The organism is Arenibacter aquaticus, from assembly GCF_003957295.1.
GTDB classification, from domain to species: domain Bacteria; phylum Bacteroidota; class Bacteroidia; order Flavobacteriales; family Flavobacteriaceae; genus Arenibacter; species Arenibacter aquaticus.
Window position 1 is genome coordinate 529,507 of the sequence record NZ_RQPJ01000001.1, and the last position, 21,271, is coordinate 550,777.

The window sequence follows — 21,271 nt, forward strand, 5'->3', positions numbered from 1 at the left end:
AAGATGTTCAAGGGCGAATTCCAGCTGACCTATGATAAACTATAATTTTAAACAGATGAAAAACTTAAAGGGTTTAATAAAATTGTATTTCACTGCAGCTAATTTGGCGTTGTTTACCGTTACCCTCATCTTCTTAGGTTGCAAAGAAAATAAAACCAATGACTACCCAGATCCCGTGACCAATCCAGAATCCAAATTGATGTTGGATGGCGATTGGTTCCAAGACCCCCATGAAATTAATTTTGACAACCTTCCCAAAATCCCTGTTGCGCATACCGTGGTAAGCGATGTTACCCCAGATGGAGTAAACCAACACAATTACTTAGCATTCTATGACGATCAGTATTGGCTTATGTGGAGCGACGGCCCTGGAGTTGAAGATAGAGTGGGCCAAGTAGTAAAGTATTCCACCAGCACGGATGGTCTGCAATGGGACAAACCAAAATTCCTAACCATTTATCCCGAAGGTTCAGGGCCGGAATCCCCGCATTACAACACTAGGACAGACCAGGGCCTCAGATGGATTTCCAGAGGGTTTTGGGAGTACGGAGGTGAATTTCTGGCTTTGGCCTCATTGGACGAGGCTGCAGGATTTTTTGGTCCATCCCTAAGCCTACATGCCTTTAGGTGGAAGAAGGAATCCAAATCATGGGAGTACCACGGAGTGGTTATGGAAAATGCGATCAATAATTTTCCGCCCAAGAAATTGCCTACTGGCGAATGGTTAATGTCACGTAGGTCTTATGACTATGCTGAAAAAGGTGTCGATTTTATGGTAGGGGCTGAAGACAATTTTGACCAATGGGAAGTCTACCCAGTTTTTGGATCAAGTACGCATCTGGAAGCGGAGGAACCCTATTGGTGGATCTTACCCGATAATAAAAATTTAATGGCACTATTTAGGGACAATCGCAAAAGCGGGTTTTTGTATCGCTCCTTTTCAACGGACAATGGCCGTAGCTGGAGTTCACCGGTACAAACCAACTTTCCGGATGCCCGATCCAAATTTCACGGCCTACAATTGCAGGATGGAAGATATGTCCTGGTCTCCAATTCCAATTATAAAAAGAGGGATCCTTTAACCTTGGCTTTAAGTGACGATGGTATGGTCTTCACAAAAATGGGCTATCTGGTAGGAGGAAGGCACATTGACTACCCTCATGTATTGGAGCACGACGGACATTTATTGATAGCCTTTGCAGGGGATGCCAAACAAAAAATAGAAGTGCTGAAAGTTAAGGTTTCGGATTTGGACAAAATTACAATGGACTAGATATAGAAGTTGAATAGCCTAAGAAAGGGAATTATTGAAATTTAAACATCATTATCGGAAAACACCATATACCCAATTAAAATGACACCTATTTTTAAAAAATTTCCATCTTTTCTACTTTTTATTTTTTTCACCTATCAAGCTTTAGGTCAAGTAGATATTGACAAATTAAATGTGGTATTTATACTTGCGGATGACTTCGCGCAATAACCGCAATGCCCAGTTACCTATCTTTAAGCCATTATTTACACCAAATAATGGGTAAATTAAGACCAAAACCTATTATTCCCCTCATCTATGCTCGCCTACAAGGTCAGATTTAATAACAGAAAAATTTCAATTATAAACACTTATAACAATTAACCAAAATGAAAAAAATCATATTAATTCTAATTTATTTTTTTAGCAGTATTTCCTTAACTGCCCAGCAATACGACGATTCCAAGGTGCCAGGAAAAGTCGTGGCCTATAGCCCTGCATCTTCAGGTAAATATATTGGCTCCCCTAGCTTGGCGATTCTACCAAATGGAAACTATGTTGCTTCTCATGATTTTTTTGGACCTGAGTCCAATGAACATGTGCGCGCAACATCTAAGATTTACACCTCTAAGAACAGAGGGAAATCCTGGGTCCAAATAGCAGAAATTGATGGTGCATTTTGGTCTAAATTATTTGTGAGACAGGGGAAACTTTGGTTCTTAGGTACGGATAGACATCATGGAAATACGCTTGTTAGACTATCAGAAGATGGCGGAAAATCCTGGACGAATCCTACTAATGGCACTAATGGGCTAATCTTAGAAGGGGAATATCACTGTGCTCCTATGCCAATAATTGAACACAACGGACGAATTTGGAGAGCTATGGAAAGTGCAATGGGCCCAATAAAAAAATGGGGGAAAAGATATGGGGCATTTATGCTTTCAGCTCCTGTTGATGCCGATTTATTGAATGCGGATAGTTGGACTTCCAGTAACATTCTATATTATGATTCAACCTACCTTGATGGGAATTTTGGCGGCTGGCTAGAAGGTAATGCTGTGGTTGATAAGGATGGACAAATGTGGGATATATTGCGTGTTGATGACCGATCCACATTAGAGGAAAAAGCAGCGAGAGTTAAAATTAGTGCTGATGGTACTTTGGCAACATTTGATCCTAAGACAGGTTTTATAGCGTTTCCCGGTGGCAGTAAAAAATTCACAATCCGATACGATGAAGCAACTGAACTATACTGGACCATAGCGAACGTGATTCCCGAAGAGATCAAGAGGGATATTAATGGTAAAAATCCCGCCAGTATCAGAAATACACAGGCATTATATTCTTCTCCAGATCTAGTTAATTGGACGCAAAGGAAAGTGCTTTTGCAACATCCCGACATCGTAAAGCATGGATTTCAATACGTTGATTGGAAATTTGATGGTAAAGACATCATATTTTTATCGAGAACAGCATACGACGATGGAGTTGGTGGGGCCAGAAATAACCATGATGCAAATTTCCTAACCTTTCATCGTATTAAGAAATTCAGAAAACATTTATAATCTATTGTTTTATGACATTATGTAAAGGTACAATGGGGAAATACATTCTGATAATTTTATGTGTTTGTTGTTATGCTTCAAAAACACATGGACAGTCAAAAAAGCCTAATATTTTGTTCATCTATACCGATGATCAGGCATATTGGACATTGGGCGCCTCTGGGAATAACCAGGCTTTTACACCGCATCTTGATCTCTTAGCAAAACAGAGTGCTTTTTTTGAAAATGCATATGTCACCACACCTGTATGCAGTCCATCAAGAGTCTCTCTTATGACAGGCCAGTATGCATCAGAATATGGAATTTTGGATTTTATCCCTCAGCCGGGCCACAGATTGTATGACCCTAAGAAACCACAGGGACTAGACCCAAACAGTATCACTTTCCCTGAAGTACTTTCATTAGCGGGCTATAAAACAGGCTTAATAGGGAAATGGCATCTGGGCGACTGGACAGAACCCGGGGCTGACCAACATTTTCATCCAACTAATCAAGGGTATGAATATTTTATGGGTATTACCGGTGGAGGTGAGTCGCCTATAGATCCCAATTTGGAAGAAAATGGCGTTATCAGAAAAATGAAAGGATTAACAGTAGATATTTTGACCGATAGAGCCTTGCAATTTTTGGAGAATAATAAAGAAAATCCTTTTCTACTTAGTGTTCACTATAGATCGCCTCATGCTAAATGGTTACCGGTAGCTGATGAGGATTGGGCTCCCTATGGGGACCAGGATATGAAAGTCCCTCATCCTAATTATCCTGATCTGGACATAGTTAAAGTCAAAACCAAAATGAAAGAGTATATGGCTAGTTCCTCTGGAGTAGACAGAAATGTAGGTAAGCTACTTAGGCAACTAGAGGATTTGGGCTTATCCGTTAACACGATAGTGATATTCACTTCTGACCATGGTTATAATATGGGGCATAATGGAATTGAGCACAAGGGCAATGGGTATTGGATCACGAAGCAGGACCACCCCGCAACTGAGAACCTGGCTGCCAATTCCAGACCAAATCTATATGACCAGTCGCTTCATGTTCCTGTAATAATCCGTTGGCCCGGTGTTATTGAACCTGGATTACGAGTAAAGGAAACATTTACTAATATGGATTGGTATCCAACTGTGCTGGAAATGGCAGGAGCCAATATCCCTGAAAACAAAGTTTTGAGGGGAAGAAGTATTGTTCCTATTCTGAAAGGACAAAAACTTAAAAATTGGGACAACGATCTGTATACAGAATATAGTATGATCAATTATAGTAACGCTTTGATGCGTTCATATCGCACAGCCGAATGGAAGTTGGTTAAAGACTTTAAGGATCCAACAAGGGATGAACTTTACCATCTTGCAAAAGATCCAGATGAACGAATTAATTTAATCGAGCAAAATTCGATTGAAGTCAATAGAGTTATAACTGATTTGACTGATAAAATCTATAAAAAAATGGAAGAGATTGGAGACCCTTTATTGGGATCCATTCAAAGACCTTAACCTAATAAATATGAAAATCTTATTAATTTAATTGTAGTATTAAGCTTATTTGCTTTATTCCCGAGTTCCAATATTAGTACTTCCAATTCATTGAGGAACTCCCTGCTAAAGGGTTTTGAAATTGTTGGGTCTAACAATCCAAACATTACGCTTTTTTAGGTTTAGGTCTCTGGGCATGGCAATTACCTCACTAAGCTATCTATATGCAGGAAGACACATTGGCTACCCGAATATATTGGAGCACGAGGGACATTTATTGGTAGCTTTTGCCACAGATCCCAAACAGAAAATTAAAGAGGTGAAAATTAAGATTACGGATTTGGATAATTTGCAAAGAATTCGCACAAAGAACACAACAAATCTTTATTATCAATTATCTATTTTTAACCCACATTCCTTAACGATTAGACGGTAATAGCTGAACAGAAATAAAATTAACGCAAAATAAAGTTGTTTTTTTAAAAAATAATATTTAATATAGCTTAATCGATAAAGCAAATAACTATACCAAGGTCACAGAATTTCTTTGACCACATACAATTTGCGTAATATAACTAAACCAATCAACAAAAACCATATTCATTTTAACAATGAAACTCCAAAAGCAAACTAAAATAGAACAATTATTTAAAAAAAACTATCGTGTTTATTGTTTGCTTTCGTACAGTTATGTATCCCAATGGGAAATTGCCGAAGACATTGTCCAGGATGTCTTTGTAAAAGTATTGACTAAGGAGGACAACAAAGTACTTCTAAACATTAATGCCTATGTTTGGAGGGCTATAAAAAACAATAGCATTAAATATATTTCGCGTACCAAAAAAATTGAATCCTTAGATGAAAACTGTTTGTCCATACCCTTGGAGGAAGAGCCTTTAAAACAAGAAACAAATCGGGCTTCCATACTACAAGAGTCAATAAATAATTTACCGCTTAGATGCAAGAGCGTTTTTGAACTTTGTGCATTGGACGGGTATAAATACAGTATTGCAGCGGACCAGTTGGGTATTTCAGTGAACACTGTAAAAACCCAGATGAAAAAGGCCTATAAAATCTTAAGATCCGATTTAAAAAACTATTATTTATTTTTTCTTTTCTTATTCGAAAATTAGATAAATCCATCTATTACTATTTTTTTCGTTCTAACGTCACCCTATTTCCTTATTTCGGATTCTATTATTAGGCAGTCATAATAAATAATCTGACAACGCATAAGAAAAACAATGGAAATAGGCCACATACTTGTAAAGAAGCTTGATGAAACACTTTCTGTAGAAGAACAGAAAGTGTTTGATAATTGGATCCATCAATCTGATAATCATAGATTTATGTTTTTACGTTTAAAAATATTCTACAATAATGGCTATGATATTTCAAAAGTAGATGACCCCGATATAAAAGTACACCGATCAAAAATTTAATTCAAAAAATTGAACACCATTACTAATTATTCCCTCCCCTTATAAAACTGATTCTACATTTACATTTACTTTTTCTTAATTAAACATCACCCTATTTGTTTTTTTTGGCTCTTAACTATAAGAGACCAATATAATTTAGTCTTTATCCAAAAAAGCTAATATGGAAATTGCCCAACTACTTGTAAAGAAGCTCAATAAAACTATCTCTGTTGAAGAACAGAAGTATTTTGATAATTGGATAAAAAAATCTAATGAAAATAGAAATCTTTTTTTACGACTTCAGTCACTGCATAATGACGGAAAAATAATATCTAAAGTAGATGACATTGATATTGATTCAGCTTGGAACGATGTATTAAAGGTTTCTAAAATAAAAAAATTAGGTTCACAAAGACTTAAACTCATCCAATTATATAAGTATGCTGCCATTTTTATAGGACTTTTCTTTGCAGCTATATGGTACTGGCAAACAGCCCTTCAAAAGTCTGTGGAACTTATCAATGCAGATTCCATAACCTTGCAGTTGGATAATGGAGAAATTCAGCAAATATCTACCGAAAAGATTCAAACTATAACCAATAGTGCTGGAAAAATTCTCGGCATACAAAATGGCACCCAACTTAATTATCTTAACAATTCCGAAATTAACAAGCTCTCGTTTAATGTGTTAACTGTACCCAATGGTAAAACATTTAAACTCATACTTTCGGACAGCACCACAGTATACTTAAACGCCGGCTCCTCTTTAAAATATCCAGCAAAATTTATCAAGGGCCAAAACAGACAGGTATTCTTGACCGGCGAAGGCTACTTTGATGTTCATAAGGATAAAGAGCATCCCTTTATAGTCACAAATGGACAAATGGATGTAAGGGTATTGGGAACAAAATTCAATATTTCGGCCTATCCAGAAGACAAAGAAATAAACACTGTTTTGGTTGAAGGGTCTGTTAGTCTCTACAATAATGAGAACGAATATAATACCGAAACATCCAGTCTATTGAAGCCAAACCACCAAGCTTCTTGGAATCGATCAAATGATAATGTTACTATTAAAACCGTGGATACCGATATCTATACCAGCTGGATCAATGGTAAATTGGTAATCAAAAAAATGCCTTTTAAGAATATAATCCAAAAATTGGAACGCCATTATAAGGTTACCATAAACAATACTTACGAACAACTGGATAACCTAGATTTCACTGCAACATTCGACATAGAATCCATTGATGATGTGCTCGCTACATTTGCACTAGAAACACCCTTTGAGTACACCAAAATAGAAAACCACATTGAAATATATCAACCTAAAAAAGAAAACGAAGCGCCTATGGAATAACTTATAATATTTAATCAATTAAATACTGTTGATATCCATAAAAAAATCGGAAAATGTTGCACCATTTCCCGATTAGCGATAATCAACTATTACTAGTCAACTAAAAACATTACAAAATTATGGAAAAAAATAATAGGGTAGGCTATACTAGGCCTTATTCGTTCAATCTTAGTTTAGCCATGAAACTAACGACCATCCTTTTAATCCTTTCAATCTTTACCGTACAGGCCAACTCCTATTCCCAAAAGACCAAGTTGACCTTAAATTTGGAAAGGGTACCTATGCAAAAGGTATTTGAAGAAATAGAATCACTCACCGATTTTAAATTTTTATACGATAATAAAAAAATTGATGCAGAAAAATTAGTTTCTGTAAAAGTCAAACACAGAACGATTTCCGAGATTCTTGATAATCTGTTTAAGGACACTTCAATTTACTATTTGGTTAGACACAAACAAATAGTATTAAAAATACACCCTACTGCAATCCCTGCAAAAAGCAAGGAAGAAAGTGTGATTATAGAAGAACTAAAATTGCCGCAGAATATTGTTAAAGGAACCATCACTGATGATAAAGGGCAACCCTTGCCGGGGGCCAACATTGTTGAAAAAGGAACCACAAATGGTGTTACCGCAGATTTTAATGGTAGTTTCTCTATAACTCTTACAGAAGAATCGCCAATATTGATTATTTCGTACATTGGTTTTTCGACACAAGAGATAGCTGTTGATGGCCAGACCGAACTTTATATAAGTCTGAAGGAAGATTCAGCAAGTTTGGATGAAGTAGTTGTTATTGGGTATGGAACACAATCAAAGCGAAATGTAACCGGGTCAATATCTAAAGTTGATATGGAAACGACCGAGAACCTCCCTATTACAAATATAACTCAGTCTGTTCGTGGACGTGTTGCTGGAGTGCAATTTACTGACAATGGCAGACCTGGGCAGAATGGGACAATGCTAATAAGGGGACCATTATCCTTAAGCGGTGATAATAGCCCCTTAATAATATTGGATGGAATATTTTTTAATGGCAGCATGGCTGATGTTAACCCCAATGATATTGAGTCTTTGGAAATATTAAAGGATGCGAGCGCAACTGCTATTTATGGCTCACGCGCAGCCAATGGTGTAATTCTTATTACGTCAAAAAAAGGGATTACAGACAAACCAACAATAAGAATAAACCATTTTTCAGGAATTTCTGAATGGAGCAAAAAAGTACAATTACTTACTCCTGAACGGTACATACAAAAAACATTGGATGCAAGAACCCAGTTCGGACGAGAGGGCGATCCTGATAAAATTACTGAGTATCTAACCTTTTCTGAGGCTGAGAATTATAGGAATGGTGTAATTACCGACCCTTGGGATGAAATTTCTCAATTCTCAAATATTAATTCTGTAGATTTAAATTTGTCAGGAAAAACAGACCTAACAAATTATTTTCTTTCATTCGCTGCTATCAACGAAAAGGGATTGATTTTAAATGATAATCAAAAACGTATATCAGCTAGAGTTAACATTGAGAATAAAGTTACTGATTGGCTCACGATTGGCACAAACGCAACATTTGTTAAAAGGGATCTTTCTGGAAATCCTGCGGATCCCGACACGGCATATCATGCTTCCCCATTTGGAACCTGGTATCATGAAAATGGTGAACCTAAAATGCAAGGTTACGTTGATGAGGACAACTTATTTTCAAATGCGGTTTGGACTGCCACAAAGACAGAAAACGAAGAAATTTACCATAATCTTTTTGCTAACTTCTATGGTATAATTGACATTCCCTTCATAAAAGGACTAAAGTATAGGTTTAATTATTCACCAAATTATAGATGGCAGCACAATTACAATTTTGTCCCTATAAATACAAATATTGATTCCAACACTTCTAGTGCTCGAAAATTCAATCGTCAAGATTTTGATTGGGTTGTAGAGAACATACTCACTTATAACAAACAAATAAATGAAAATCATGGTTTTGACATTACATTGTTATATGGCAGGAACCATTTTGGTTGGGAATCAACCACTGCCAAAGCAGTTCAACTTTCTATGGATTTTTCAGGATGGAACAATTTAGCAGTAGGAAATGTCCTTACTAACGAGTCAAGTGCCAGTGCAACCGATGGTATTTCATCAATGGTTCGTCTAAATTACCGATTAAAGAATAAATATTTATTGACGTTAACTGCCCGTCGTGACGCATCTTCGGTATTTGCTGCCAACAATAAATACTCAACTTTCCCTTCGGGCGCATTTGCATGGATAGTTTCAGATGAACCTTTTATGAAAAATATTTCGTTTGTGGATAATGTAAAATTCAGGGTTTCTCACGGTTCAGTGGGTAACCAGGCAATAAATCCATACCAATCTTTGACAATGGTTTCTAGCAGCCCTTTATATGTTTTCGGCAACAGTGGGAGTTCCTCCATTGGATCAATCCCGAATAACTTGGGTAATCCCGACCTGAAATGGGAAACAACATACTCGAGCAACATCGGTATGGATTTTGAACTTTTTAAAGGAAGACTAAGTGGAGCCATAGAATATTATGATATGAAAACTGAAGATCTACTGGTAAGACGGTCATTGCCTTTTGCATCAGGTTATAGATCTGTCCTTGCTAACTTGGGAGCCACAACCAATAAAGGGGTTGAAGTTACATTGAACACCCAAAATGTTAAAAACACCAATTTTGAATGGAATAGTAACCTAGTATTTTCAACTAATAAGAATAGAATAGAACATTTATACCGGTCAGATGTAGATGGAGATGGTAAAGAGGACGATGATATTGGAAATGGATGGCTGATAGGTCAACCCATAAATATTGCCTATGACTTTGTATTCGACGGAATTTATCAGGAGGGAGAAGAACTACCTCCAGGCCATCAGCCAGGTTATGCAAAATTCAAGGATCTAAACGGAGATGGATCAGTAGATCCTGCTAATGACCGAACTGTTTTAGGACAAACAGGAGAACCCAAAGTTCGTTTAGGGATTGGCAACACATTTCGATACAAAAATATATCACTTTCATTCTTTGTTAATTCAATGTTAGGTTGGTTATCTGAATTCCCTGGGTATAGACCTGCATATAGATTCGGTACGTTACGGCCATGGAATTTTTTTGATTCCCAGTGGTGGACACCTGAAAATAGATCTAATGAGAGACCTTCTTTTACGTATGATAACCCCCTTGGACATGAATTTCATGAAAGTCGAGATTTTGTAAGGCTACAAGACGTTTCCCTTAGTTATGATTTTGAATCTAATACTCTTAAAAAGAGTGGGATACAGAATTTGAGATTATATCTAAGTGGGAGAAACTTAATTACGTTAACAAAGTGGCCTGGAACCGATCCCGAGACCGGAGGATTACATAATGAATTTCCCGTTCCCCGTACCGTATCGGTAGGGTTCAATATAGAATTTTAATAAAAAAGATGAGAATCATGAAAGATAAAATATACAAATTGAGAAGGAATAATATAGTAAGAGCAACAATAGCATTTGTTTTTATTGCTTTGATTGCTTCGTGCGATGACAGCATTCTTGAAGAAAACCCCTTAAGCGAGGTTTCTTTGGATGTTTTATTTAGCAACGAGGCAGGATTTGATAACTACATCGTATCTCTCCATGAAGCTGCAAGACAAGAACATACCCGTTATAATAGGGTGGCGTGGCATGCTTCACAGTGGACTGGTACGGATGTGGGGATAGCTGGAAGTTCCTTCGAGACGCAATGGGAGGAATATGGTACATATTTAACACCTACTAGGGATATTGTGGTAGATACATGGAGCTGGTGTTATCGAATTTTACTAATCCGTGCAAATACCATAATAACGTATGCCGAAAAACCCGAAAGTGCGAATTTATTTGAATCAGAAGCTGAAAAAAATGCAATCGTAGCCGAAGCCAAATTTTTCAGGGCATACGGACATAACCTACTGGCTAATTTATACGGGGGTATCCCTATAATGGACACCTTAAATCTAGTACCGAAGAACGATTTTACCCGTAACACGCGCAAAGAAGTATATGAACACTGCAAAAAAGATTTAGAGTTTGCATCACAATGGTTGCCGGAAACAGTGTCGGGGGACAAAGATGGAAGGATTGTCAAGGCAGCTGCAGACCATCTTTTAACAGAAATATACATTAGTCTTGGTGAATATGATAATGCCATTACCAGTGCTTCACGGGTAATTGATTCCGGACTCTATGAGTTGATGACGGAACGATTTGGAGTAAATATGGACCAACCTGGCGATGTATTCTCCGACCTTTTTATACAAGGTAATCAAAACAGGAGTTCCGGGAATAAGGAATCCATTTATGTGTGGCAATTTGAAGACGGAATAGCCGGTGGTGGTGAAAATTTGTTACATAGGATTTGGGGTCCATTTTATATTCGCCTATCGGATCCCGATGGTGTATCAGGAATGATACTTGCTGATAGCTTGTCCAGGGGGGTTGCATTTACTCGGCCTACAAATTATGTACTATATGATATATGGAAAGATAATTGGGATAACGATTTAAGGAACTCGGAGTACAACATTAAGAGAAAGTATTGGTATAATAATCCTAATTCCAACTACTATGGCCAATTAGTTGAAGAAAGGACTGAAGCAGTTGATACTTTACAAAACATTTACCCCACAATCCGGAAAATTGAAGGAGAAAGGTTATCAACAGCTTCCCAGCCTAATGGTCGATCAGCAAAAGACATGATTGTTTATAGATTGGCAGAGACTTATTTACTAAGGGCCGAAGCATATTTGAATAAGGGAGATAAGATTAATGCCGCTGAAGACATTAATATGGTAAGATCAAGATCAAATGCAAAACCTGTATCTTCCAGTGATGTTACTATAGATTATATACTCGACGAACGCGCAAGGGAGTTAATTGCGGAAGAACCTCGAAGAAGGACACTCGTCAGAATGGGAAAATTGGTGGAAAGGGTAAGGAAATATTCAGATTTCGAATCATCTCGTACTAGTATTCAAGACTATCACGAACTTTGGCCCATTCCCCAAGTAGAAATCGACGCAAATTTTGGAGCAGAATTAGAGCAAAATCCAGGTTATTGAAATTATCCACGAAAACAATTTAAATGTTAATTATGACATTAACTTCCTTTTCAAAACTAGTTGTAGTTTTAGCTCTAGGGGTATCTTCCTTTCATTCGTACTCCCAATCTGCTGAAAAACCAAATGTGCTGTTTATCACGATTGATGATATGAATGACTGGACTTCGGTATTCAATAAAAGCAATCCTATTAAAACTCCCAATATCGCTAAACTGGCTGAACGCGGCGCATTTTTTACTCATGCCTATGTTTCATCACCAGCATGTAACCCCTCCCGGGCATCAGTAATGACGGGAACTCGGCCACATAAAACGGGAATTTATGGTAACAAATCGGACTGGCGAAATACGCTGCCCGCATCCAAAACCATTCAACGCTATTTTAGAGATAATGGCTATTTTGTTTGTGGTTCTGGAAAAGTTTTTCATCATTTTAACGACTGGGCATATCATGATAATGCTTCGTTTAATGAGTTTTTGATGATGGCTATCAATGAACCCTACCCGGACCAGAAATTAAACGGCTTGGAAGAATATGGCTCAAAAAATCTCGACTGGGGTGCTTGGCCCGATGATATCAGCAAAACGGCAGACTACCGTACAGCAGAGTATGCTATTCAAAAACTTGAGCAAAATTTCGATCAACCGTTTTTTCTCAATGTGGGTATTTATAAACCCCATTCCCCGTTCTTTGCCCCACAGGAGTATTTTGATCGTTACCCTTCTGAAATACAAATGCCGGTGCTTTTGCCTGATGACAGGAAAGACCTACCGGATGGGGCCAACGAGTTGTTGAAACCCTCGGACCATTTTTGGAGCGGTATGGTTAAGGCACTGGAAAAAGATCCAGATGCTTACAAGAATTATGTCCGGTCCTACCAGGCTTGTGCTTCGTTTGCTGATGATATGATCGGGAAAATCATCGACGCACTTGATAAAAGTCCTCATAAGGAAAATACAATTATCATATTGTGGTCAGATCATGGTTTTCATTTAGGTGAAAAAGAACATTTCGAGAAATTTGCATTGTGGGAGAAAACCACTCACATTCCTTTTATTGTGATTGCTCCCGGAGTCACTAAGCCGCATATGGTGATTGATAAACCAGTGGATATGGCTTCTATTTACCCAACATTGGCAGAATTATGCGGATTGAAAATTCCCTCAGATACGGATGGTATCAGTCTAGTGCCGTTATTGAAAAATCCGGATATTAAAATTCCACCGGCTTTAATGACATATATGAAAGGAAACCATGCAGTTAGAACGGAAAGGTGGCGATACATACAGTATTCAGACGGAACAGAAGAATTGTACGACCACTCGAATGATCCAAATGAATGGTTTAATGTAGCGGGAAAAGAAAAAAATGCAGCGGTCATTGAAAAACTAAAAAAATACATTCCAAATAAAAATGCTGATCAGGTACCAGATTTGGAGGTAACGCATTAGGTTTTAAAAATAGGCAAGACAACAAGCAAGGATGTCTAGTTTTTATTTTAATCCTTACCTGCTAACCTTTTTTGAACTTAAAGATTAAAGAATTTATAAAGGGTAAAAACAAAATATTTCACCCAATAATATTTAAATCAATCGCATATGTCAAATAAATCAAAAATAATAATACTATTATTAATACTCATTTATGGTCATTCATTTTCGCAGAGCATTGATTACAAAGGAGATGTCACCGATGTAAGGTTAATTCGTTCACTTGAGGAAACGAATGCTGCAAAATTAGCTATCCCACATATTGTTCAGTGGAAACCCAATCATTTGATTGTGGCCTATGAGGAAGTTTTGCATGGTAAGACTGACATGGCCAGTATTGCTTCCGTTGTTTCGACTGATGACGGATCTACATGGCAAACACCTAATTATATATTCGACAAAAATGAAAAGTTTGGCAATATGCAATTTGCTTACGCAAATCCAATATTATTTAAGCCGGAGGGGCAAGACATATTATGGTGTTTTGCCATGAGGAATCCTTTATATCAACCAAATAGTGAAGAATCGTATCTTGTAGCTGCTTATAGTGGAGATGGAGGAAGGTCATGGTACAATGTTGAACCAATCATGGGATATTCCGGTTCGTTGGTTCTCGCCGGCAATATTATTACTGTTAAAGAAAATGGTGAGACAGTTTATTTGCTGCCGGCACATAGAAATTCGTTAGATAACGGGCCGGTAGGTGGTGCTCGTGTACATTTCGTTCTCAAGAGCAAAAATCTTATAGAGTGGGATATCGCAGGTTTTGTACCCCAACCAGACGATGTTTGGGTACATGAGGGTCATATAGCTCAAGGTGAGACAGATGGGGAACTTACTATGGTAATGCGTACATCCACAATGCAGGGAAACAAAGCTTTAAATAACCCAAGAGCATGGTCAACTACGAGTTTAGACAACGGGAGAACTTGGAGTTTTCCTAAAGAAGAGCCAAAATTATATAATGCAGTTTCTGAAGCTGCCTTTGGAAAAACGGCTAACGGTACCTACTATTATATTTATAATGACGGTCCAAAGTCGAGCCGTATGACATTGAAATATAAAACTAAACGATTCAACCAAGAATGGACTGGCGAAAAAATATTCTTCGATGCAGGAATTAAAAATTCTTACCCATCAGTTATTGAAGTAAATCCAGGGGATTTGAGAATCGTATGGGATAGCGGAACCCATGACCAAAGTAGAACAAAAATACATTTTGGTAAATTAAAAGTTGAGTGAAATATATCCAAGATAAAGACTAAAACGGTTAATTGAACATATTATTTCTAAAGTTGTACATATATTTCTTTTTGGCAACTATAACTGAATTTTAAAACCTGAGAGCTTAGCTTGATATTAAACGTTAAAGTGACATTTAATCAAAATAGAATTAAACGAATATGATTTATTAATTTTTTGAGTTAGTTGGTTTAGTTAGGAAGGAAGCCTCGGGAGTGGTAGTTACTCCTGAGGTAATCCTCTAACAAACAACCAGAATAGTTTAGAGTAAAGTGGCTCAGATAGCTTTGCCTTGTTTTTATTCACGATGTGTTGGCACATGAAATGGTTACTATTAAATTCGGAAGGATGGTGAAAATAGAGGTTTATATACCTAGATTAATTAAGATGAAAGATTTCACTATCTATTTTATAGACTAGAAGTAGTATGAATATGCTCTGTGCCATGTTATGGGTTTTATTTATAAAAAGAAAATTGAACCAGTATTTATAATTGAGTTTGGGCGTACTGAATAGAATGAAGGAGTGTTAATTGGAGATTGAAATATATTCCCATTTTTTTTACCGCTATTGTCATTAACTACTAAAAAAACAATAACGATTAATTAGCATTACATAAATCATGAAAACCACTACTTTTTTAATCATTTTAATAATCTCAGCTATGACAAATTCTTGTTCCAGCTCATTAACAAAAAATCCAAAAAATTGGAATGACAAAGAACTCTCACAATGGTTTCATGCTGGGGAATGGAAGTCAGGGTGGGATATTTCCCCCAATAAGTCAATAAATAAAAAGGAATTGGCCATACAATTTTTTAAGAATAAGGAACGCTGGAAACAAGCTTTTGAGTTCTTGGCAAGCAATGATTTAGAAAAACTTAGTATTGGGAGGTACGACTTGGATGGGGATAATTTGTTTGTAAAAGTGGAAGAATATGAAACCAAAGACGAAAACGATGCCCGTTTTGAGGCACATAAAAAATATGTCGACATCCAATATTTGGTATTCGGTGAAGAGAGAATTGGAATTTCACAATTGAAAAATACAACAGAACTTATTCCCTATGACAATTTGAAAGATATCTCATTTTTTACTGCCAAGTATAATAATTATCAGATTGCTTCACCTTCAACATTTTTCATTTTTTTTCCCGAAGATGCCCATCGTCCCTGTGTGAAAACAGGCAAAAAAAGTAAAGTTCGGAAAGTTGTTGTAAAAGTAAGAATAAATTAATGTTGGGTACTTTAACCAAGTAAAATTGGGTTGGCCCCATTGGAGTTATTTTGAGTCTACAGAAAAAATCTAAAAAGGTAGATGTGATTGGAATCCTTTATCAAAACCTAGATAGAAATATGAACCTAAAGAATATGAAAAATCTTAATATTTATAGCACATATTTTATCGTATTTGCACTATTCTCATGTTCAAATTCTAAAACTTCCACATTAAAAAAAGATGCCAAATCAAAAGACTTTGAAATGGTTGCATATAACAATCCAGAACTATCAACCGACTTAGGTGTAGGATTATGGGCTTGGCCATTGCCCATGGATTATGATAATGATGGCGATATGGACCTAATTGTTTCTTGTCCTGATACGCCGTTCAATGGCACGTATTTTTTTGAAAACACCTCCAATGGCACTACAAAAATGCCAATTTTTGAAGCACCGAAGAAAATTGGGCAGGGTATGAAAAACCTTCAAGTTTTTTCAACTGCCAAAAACACTAGGGTGTTAGGACGGGGAATTGAGTATTTAAATTTTAAAGACAGTATTTTCTCAAATCCAAAAAAATTATTCCCAAACGATCAATTGGAAAAAGGCCATCAAAAACTTAGGTTTAGCCAATGGACATATGTAGATTATGAAAATGATGGTGACCTGGATCTATTGGTAGGCATTGATGACTGGAGCGATTACGGTTGGGACAATGCATTTGACAGCAATGGCAAATGGACTAATGGCCCGCTTCATGGACATGTTTACCTTCTGGAAAATATTAATGGAAAATATGTCGAAAAAGGTAAAATCGAAGCAGATGGGAAACCAATTGACGTGTATGGGGCTCCTTCTCCTAACATGTATGATTTTGACGGAGATGCTGATCTAGATTTAATATGTGGAGAATTCTTGGACCGTTTAACTTGGTTTGAAAATACCGGGACAAGGGAAAAGCCCTTTTTTGCCAAAGGACGGTTTTTAACCAATCAGGAAGGCATAATTAAAATGGACCTGGAAATGATTATCCCATCGGCCGTGGACTGGGACAAAGATGGAGACATGGACCTTATAGTAGGAGATGAAGATGGTAGGGTTGCCTTTATTGAGAATACGGGTGTTGAACAAAATAACATGCCGGTGTTTAAGTCGCCAAAATACTTCCAACAAAAGTCCCAACATGTGAAATTTGGTGCTTTAGCAACTCCGAATAGCGTGGATTGGGACGACGATGGAGACGAGGATCTAATAGTTGGAAACTCGGCCGGTTATATTGGTTTCATTGAAAACCTTGGTGGATTAAGCAATCCCCAATGGGCTAATCCCATGAGATTAAGAAATACCCTAGGCAATGAGATACGATACTTAGCGGGTGATAGCGGATCTATCCAAGGTCCTGCAGAAAAAAAGTGGGGCTACACAACACTTTCCGTGTCGGATTGGGACGGAGATGGATTAAAGGATATCATAGTAAATTCCATTTGGGGCAAAATAGAATGGCACAAAAATATTGGTAAAAAAGGTAATCCAGAATTGTTGCCTGCACAACCTGTTGCAGTAGATTGGCAATCAAGTGATATTCCCAAACCAGAGTGGAACTGGTGGAGTCCTTCAAAGACAGAATTAGCCACACAATGGCGCACCACACCTTATACTATCGATTGGAATCAAGATGGTTTAATGGATTTGGTCATGTTGGACCATGAAGGTTTTTTAGCTTTATACGAGCGCTATCGGACTCGAGAAAATGGCTTAATGCTTAAACCAGGACAACGTATTTTTTGGGGTCTCGATGTATCGGAATACGATAATAAGAACAACCCTCTAAACACGGCTTCTGGCCCCTTAAGGTTAAATTCCGGTAAATATGGCAAAAGTGGAAGGCGAAAGTTAACCTTTGTGGATTGGGATCAAGATGGCGACCTCGATTTAATTGTAAACAGCAAAAATGCAGCATGGTTTGAAAACCTTGGTACAGAAAAGGGAAAGGTACTAATGAAGTTCAAGGGCGACTTATCCGAACAAAAACTTGCTGGCCATACAACTTCCCCTACTATAGTTGATTGGGACAAGAATGGTGTTCCAGATTTACTTCTGGGCGCAGAGGACGGTTTTTTATATCATCTAAAAAACACATTAAAATGAATCCTATAGGATTGTGGTCCGTAATGCTAACAACATTCAATGATAACAATTCAATAGCCATCGATAAAATTATAAATAACAAAACCGATTGATCAAACAAAAAACTAGACCTTATCCCAACTGCGCTGGGTGATTAAAAAAATATTAACAATTGTAGACAATCATATCGGGAAGTAACGAAGGCGCTCTTTTAAAATAAAATTACACCTACCTGAGACAATCGGTAAAACATATCGTTATAGACCCAAATAAACTTTAACTAAAAAAAATCAAAATGACACAAAAACTAAAAGGAATAATTCCACCTTTATTGACCCCTTTAACCGATGATTTCAATTTGGATGTATTGGCTTTACATAGATTAATTGAACATTTGGTACAAGGCGGAGTACATGGGGTATTCATCTTAGGAACTACGGGAGAAGCCACAGGCCTAAAGTACGATGTAAGACAAGAAATTATAAAGGAAACCTGTAGTGCTGCAAAAGATAGAATTCCTGTAATGGTAGGTATCACCGATACATCAGTGGGTGAAAGCCTTAAACTAGCCAATTTTGCCAAAGAACATGGAGCAAAGGCTGTGGTTGCAGCACCACCCTACTATTTTAATTTAGGTCAGCAAGAATTGTCGGAGTATTATGAGGATTTGGCAACCTGTCTACCCCTACCCTTGTACCTCTATAATATGCCTGGGTTGACCAAGGTGCATATAGACGCCAATACAGCAATAAAGCTTTCTAAAAACCCCAATATAATAGGGCTGAAAGACAGCTCTGCAAATACAGTTTATTTCCAATCTCTCATTCACGGTATTCAAAGAGAAGATTTTGGACTTTTTGTAGGTCCCGAAGAAATTACAGCTGAAACTGTTCTTATGGGCGGTGACGGTGGTGTCAACGGTGGGGCCAACCTATTCCCACGATTATACGTTGAATTGTATCAAGCTTCGTTGAGCAGGGATTTCCCAAGAATGGTGCAATTACAAAAGCAGGTTATGGAAGTAGCCAGAATGCTTTACAATATTGGTAAATATGGCTCAAGCTATCTCAAGGGACTAAAAGGGGCTGCTTCACTACTGGGATTATGCAATCCTTATCTTGCACCTCCTTTCAAACACTTCAAGGAAGCTGAAATGGAAACCATTTCCAAAAACCTGGATACTATTAAAATCAATATGGAAAAAATTGGGCTTTCCGGCAATACGGAACATTATGTCTAGGATCCTCACCACCTTCTTTAAATCCACCCCTTTCTTTTGATATTTCAAAATAATTAATTATCATTGCTTAATCGATAAAGCAGAGGGCTAAAATAACCAATGATACTTATTTTTCCAGATCAATAAAGCTAGGCCATTGGTTCCTTTATCGGATTTTACGTTAAACCAACATTTAAGTAAGGGGAATGCCCTACTTTTAAAAAATATACCACAATACCTAAATAACCAGTTACCATGAACAGTTTAGATTTAATCGTATTTTTTATTTACATAGGGGGAATAGCCCTTTTTGGAGGTTCTTTTTTTAAAAAGAACCGTACTTCCTCTTCCTATACCGTAGGTAACAAGGATATTCCGGGTTGGGTAGTTACCATGTCTATCTTTGCTACCTTTGTGAGTAGTATTAGTTACTTGGCACTCCCAGGTAATGCCTACCAATCCAATTGGAATGCCTTGGCATTTAGTCTCTCCCTACCCATTGCATCGGTCATCGCGGTTAAGTATTTTGTACCTCTCTACAGGAAAATCAACAGTCCGTCTGCCTACACCTATATGGAACAACGCTTTGGCGCTTGGGCACGTATTTATGTTTCCCTTTGTTATCTTCTAACCCAATTAATGAGGATAGGGACCATCCTATACCTATTGGCGCTTACCTTAAATGCTATAGTAGGCTGGGATATGGTTACCATAATTGTTTTTACGGGACTGGTCGTGGCCATTTATTCCATGTTGGGCGGTATTACTGCGGTTCTTTGGACAGATGCCATTCAGGGCATTATATTGATTGCTGGGGCCATCGTTTGTGTTGGGTTTATAATGTTTAACATGCCGGAAGGCCCAGGACAGGTTTTCTCCATAGCTGCTGACAACGATAAATTTGGATTGGGAAGCTTTGATCTTAAGCTTACCGAACCCACTTTTTGGGTAGTTTTGGTATACGGGGTATTCATCAACCTACAGAATTATGGTATAGATCAAAACTACGTACAACGGTATATGGCCTCTAAATCAGATAAGGAAGCTAGAAAATCGGCTTTGATAGGCGGATTGATCTATCTCCCCATATCTGCTATATTCCTCTTTATTGGTACCGCCCTTTTCGCTTATTATCAGTCGGCCGCCACCCTACCAGAGGCATTACAGGACATTAACAAAAGTGATAGTGTATTCCCATATTTTATTGTAAACGCCCTGCCTGCCGGAATGACCGGTCTATTGATTGCCTCTATCTTCGCAGCGGGCATGAGTACTATTTCCACGAGCTTTAATAGTTCTGCTACGGTGTTTTTGACCGACTATTACAACAAATACTTTAAAAAGACCGCATCGGACAAGGAAGGTATGCGCGTACTTTATATTTCATCGGCCATCATAAGTGTTATTGGAATTATTATTGCCATAGCCATGATAAACGTTAAAAGTGCCCTGGATGCATGGTGGAAACTCTCCTCAATTTTTAGCGGGGGCATGTTAGGCCTGCTACTATTGGGCTTGTTCTCTAAAACCAAAAACATCAAAGGGGCCCTTATAGGGGTATTGGTTGGGATTCTGGTAATTATCTGGATGAGTCTATCGGGAACCCTTTTTGGAGAAGATTCCCTCGGGGCTTCCTTTCATACCTATTTAACCATAGTATTTGGTACTGTCGCCATATTTATTGTGGGCTTCCTTGTTTCAATTGCAAATAAAAAGACCGATGAAGTATATCAGGTATAATCAATATTTTAAGTAAAAAACGAATGTCTTGTACTATAGT

14 protein-coding genes are annotated in these 21,271 nt (G+C 37.6%); all 14 read left to right on the plus strand.

What is annotated here, in order from left to right; all coding sequences use genetic code 11:
- Window positions 1-55 precede the first annotated feature (55 nt).
- Complete coding sequence (locus EHW67_RS02060) at window positions 56-1,273, plus strand: exo-alpha-sialidase (RefSeq protein ID WP_126160679.1); 1,218 nt, start codon at window positions 56-58, stop codon at window positions 1,271-1,273.
- A 368-nt stretch (window positions 1,274-1,641) separates the two neighbouring features.
- Window positions 1,642-2,820 carry a glycoside hydrolase family protein gene (locus EHW67_RS02065; RefSeq protein ID WP_126160680.1) on the plus strand — a complete coding sequence of 393 codons (1,179 nt, stop codon included), beginning with the start codon at window positions 1,642-1,644 and terminating at the stop codon, window positions 2,818-2,820.
- 113 nt (window positions 2,821-2,933) lie between these two features.
- Window positions 2,934-4,316, plus strand: a complete 1,383-nt coding sequence (locus EHW67_RS02070) for a sulfatase family protein (RefSeq protein ID WP_202911892.1) — start codon at window positions 2,934-2,936, stop codon at window positions 4,314-4,316.
- A gap of 175 nt (window positions 4,317-4,491) precedes the next feature.
- Window positions 4,492-4,731, plus strand: a complete 240-nt coding sequence (locus tag EHW67_RS02075) for a hypothetical protein (RefSeq protein WP_126160682.1) — start codon at window positions 4,492-4,494, stop codon at window positions 4,729-4,731.
- A gap of 175 nt (window positions 4,732-4,906) precedes the next feature.
- Window positions 4,907-5,428, plus strand: coding sequence for a sigma-70 family RNA polymerase sigma factor (locus tag EHW67_RS02080; RefSeq protein ID WP_126160683.1), 522 nt, complete (start codon window positions 4,907-4,909; stop codon window positions 5,426-5,428).
- A gap of 469 nt (window positions 5,429-5,897) precedes the next feature.
- A complete protein-coding gene (locus EHW67_RS02085) occupies window positions 5,898-7,079 on the plus strand; it encodes a FecR family protein (RefSeq protein WP_126160684.1) in 1,182 nt (393 codons plus the stop codon).
- A gap of 119 nt (window positions 7,080-7,198) precedes the next feature.
- Window positions 7,199-10,528 (plus strand): TonB-dependent receptor, encoded by a 3,330-nt coding sequence (locus tag EHW67_RS02090; RefSeq protein ID WP_126160685.1) that lies wholly within the window; start codon window positions 7,199-7,201, stop codon window positions 10,526-10,528.
- A gap of 17 nt (window positions 10,529-10,545) precedes the next feature.
- Window positions 10,546-12,192, plus strand: a complete 1,647-nt coding sequence (locus EHW67_RS02095; RefSeq protein ID WP_126160686.1) for a RagB/SusD family nutrient uptake outer membrane protein — start codon at window positions 10,546-10,548, stop codon at window positions 12,190-12,192.
- 32 nt (window positions 12,193-12,224) lie between these two features.
- Entirely contained in the window at window positions 12,225-13,643 is a 1,419-nt protein-coding gene (locus tag EHW67_RS02100; RefSeq protein ID WP_158285053.1) for a sulfatase, read from the plus strand.
- A gap of 147 nt (window positions 13,644-13,790) precedes the next feature.
- The gene (locus EHW67_RS02105) at window positions 13,791-14,924 is read left to right on the plus strand and encodes a sialidase family protein (protein ID WP_126160688.1); all 1,134 of its coding nucleotides are present in this window, start codon (window positions 13,791-13,793) and stop codon (window positions 14,922-14,924) included.
- Between the two features lie 622 nt (window positions 14,925-15,546).
- Window positions 15,547-16,161 carry a YhcH/YjgK/YiaL family protein gene (locus EHW67_RS02110; RefSeq protein WP_126160689.1) on the plus strand — a complete coding sequence of 205 codons (615 nt, stop codon included), beginning with the start codon at window positions 15,547-15,549 and terminating at the stop codon, window positions 16,159-16,161.
- 119 nt (window positions 16,162-16,280) lie between these two features.
- The gene (locus EHW67_RS02115) at window positions 16,281-18,293 is read left to right on the plus strand and encodes an FG-GAP repeat domain-containing protein (RefSeq protein WP_202911893.1); all 2,013 of its coding nucleotides are present in this window, start codon (window positions 16,281-16,283) and stop codon (window positions 18,291-18,293) included.
- A 274-nt stretch (window positions 18,294-18,567) separates the two neighbouring features.
- The gene (locus EHW67_RS02120; protein ID WP_126160690.1) at window positions 18,568-19,512 is read left to right on the plus strand and encodes a dihydrodipicolinate synthase family protein; all 945 of its coding nucleotides are present in this window, start codon (window positions 18,568-18,570) and stop codon (window positions 19,510-19,512) included.
- A 234-nt stretch (window positions 19,513-19,746) separates the two neighbouring features.
- Complete coding sequence (locus EHW67_RS02125; RefSeq protein ID WP_126160691.1) at window positions 19,747-21,231, plus strand: sodium:solute symporter; 1,485 nt, start codon at window positions 19,747-19,749, stop codon at window positions 21,229-21,231.
- The last annotated feature ends 40 nt before the right edge of the window (window positions 21,232-21,271 follow it).

Coding starts and splice junctions, on each gene's coding strand:
- EHW67_RS02060 (WP_126160679.1), top strand. CDS start 56: ATGAAAAACTTAAAGGGTTTAATAAAATTGTATTTCACTGCAGCTAAT.
- EHW67_RS02065 (WP_126160680.1), top strand. CDS start 1,642: ATGAAAAAAATCATATTAATTCTAATTTATTTTTTTAGCAGTATTTCC.
- EHW67_RS02075 (WP_126160682.1), top strand. CDS start 4,492: ATGGCAATTACCTCACTAAGCTATCTATATGCAGGAAGACACATTGGC.
- EHW67_RS02080 (WP_126160683.1), top strand. CDS start 4,907: ATGAAACTCCAAAAGCAAACTAAAATAGAACAATTATTTAAAAAAAAC.
- EHW67_RS02085 (WP_126160684.1), top strand. CDS start 5,898: ATGGAAATTGCCCAACTACTTGTAAAGAAGCTCAATAAAACTATCTCT.
- EHW67_RS02090 (WP_126160685.1), top strand. CDS start 7,199: ATGGAAAAAAATAATAGGGTAGGCTATACTAGGCCTTATTCGTTCAAT.
- EHW67_RS02095 (WP_126160686.1), top strand. CDS start 10,546: ATGAAAGATAAAATATACAAATTGAGAAGGAATAATATAGTAAGAGCA.
- EHW67_RS02100 (WP_158285053.1), top strand. CDS start 12,225: ATGACATTAACTTCCTTTTCAAAACTAGTTGTAGTTTTAGCTCTAGGG.
- EHW67_RS02105 (WP_126160688.1), top strand. CDS start 13,791: ATGTCAAATAAATCAAAAATAATAATACTATTATTAATACTCATTTAT.
- EHW67_RS02110 (WP_126160689.1), top strand. CDS start 15,547: ATGAAAACCACTACTTTTTTAATCATTTTAATAATCTCAGCTATGACA.
- EHW67_RS02115 (WP_202911893.1), top strand. CDS start 16,281: ATGAACCTAAAGAATATGAAAAATCTTAATATTTATAGCACATATTTT.
- EHW67_RS02120 (WP_126160690.1), top strand. CDS start 18,568: ATGACACAAAAACTAAAAGGAATAATTCCACCTTTATTGACCCCTTTA.
- EHW67_RS02125 (WP_126160691.1), top strand. CDS start 19,747: ATGAACAGTTTAGATTTAATCGTATTTTTTATTTACATAGGGGGAATA.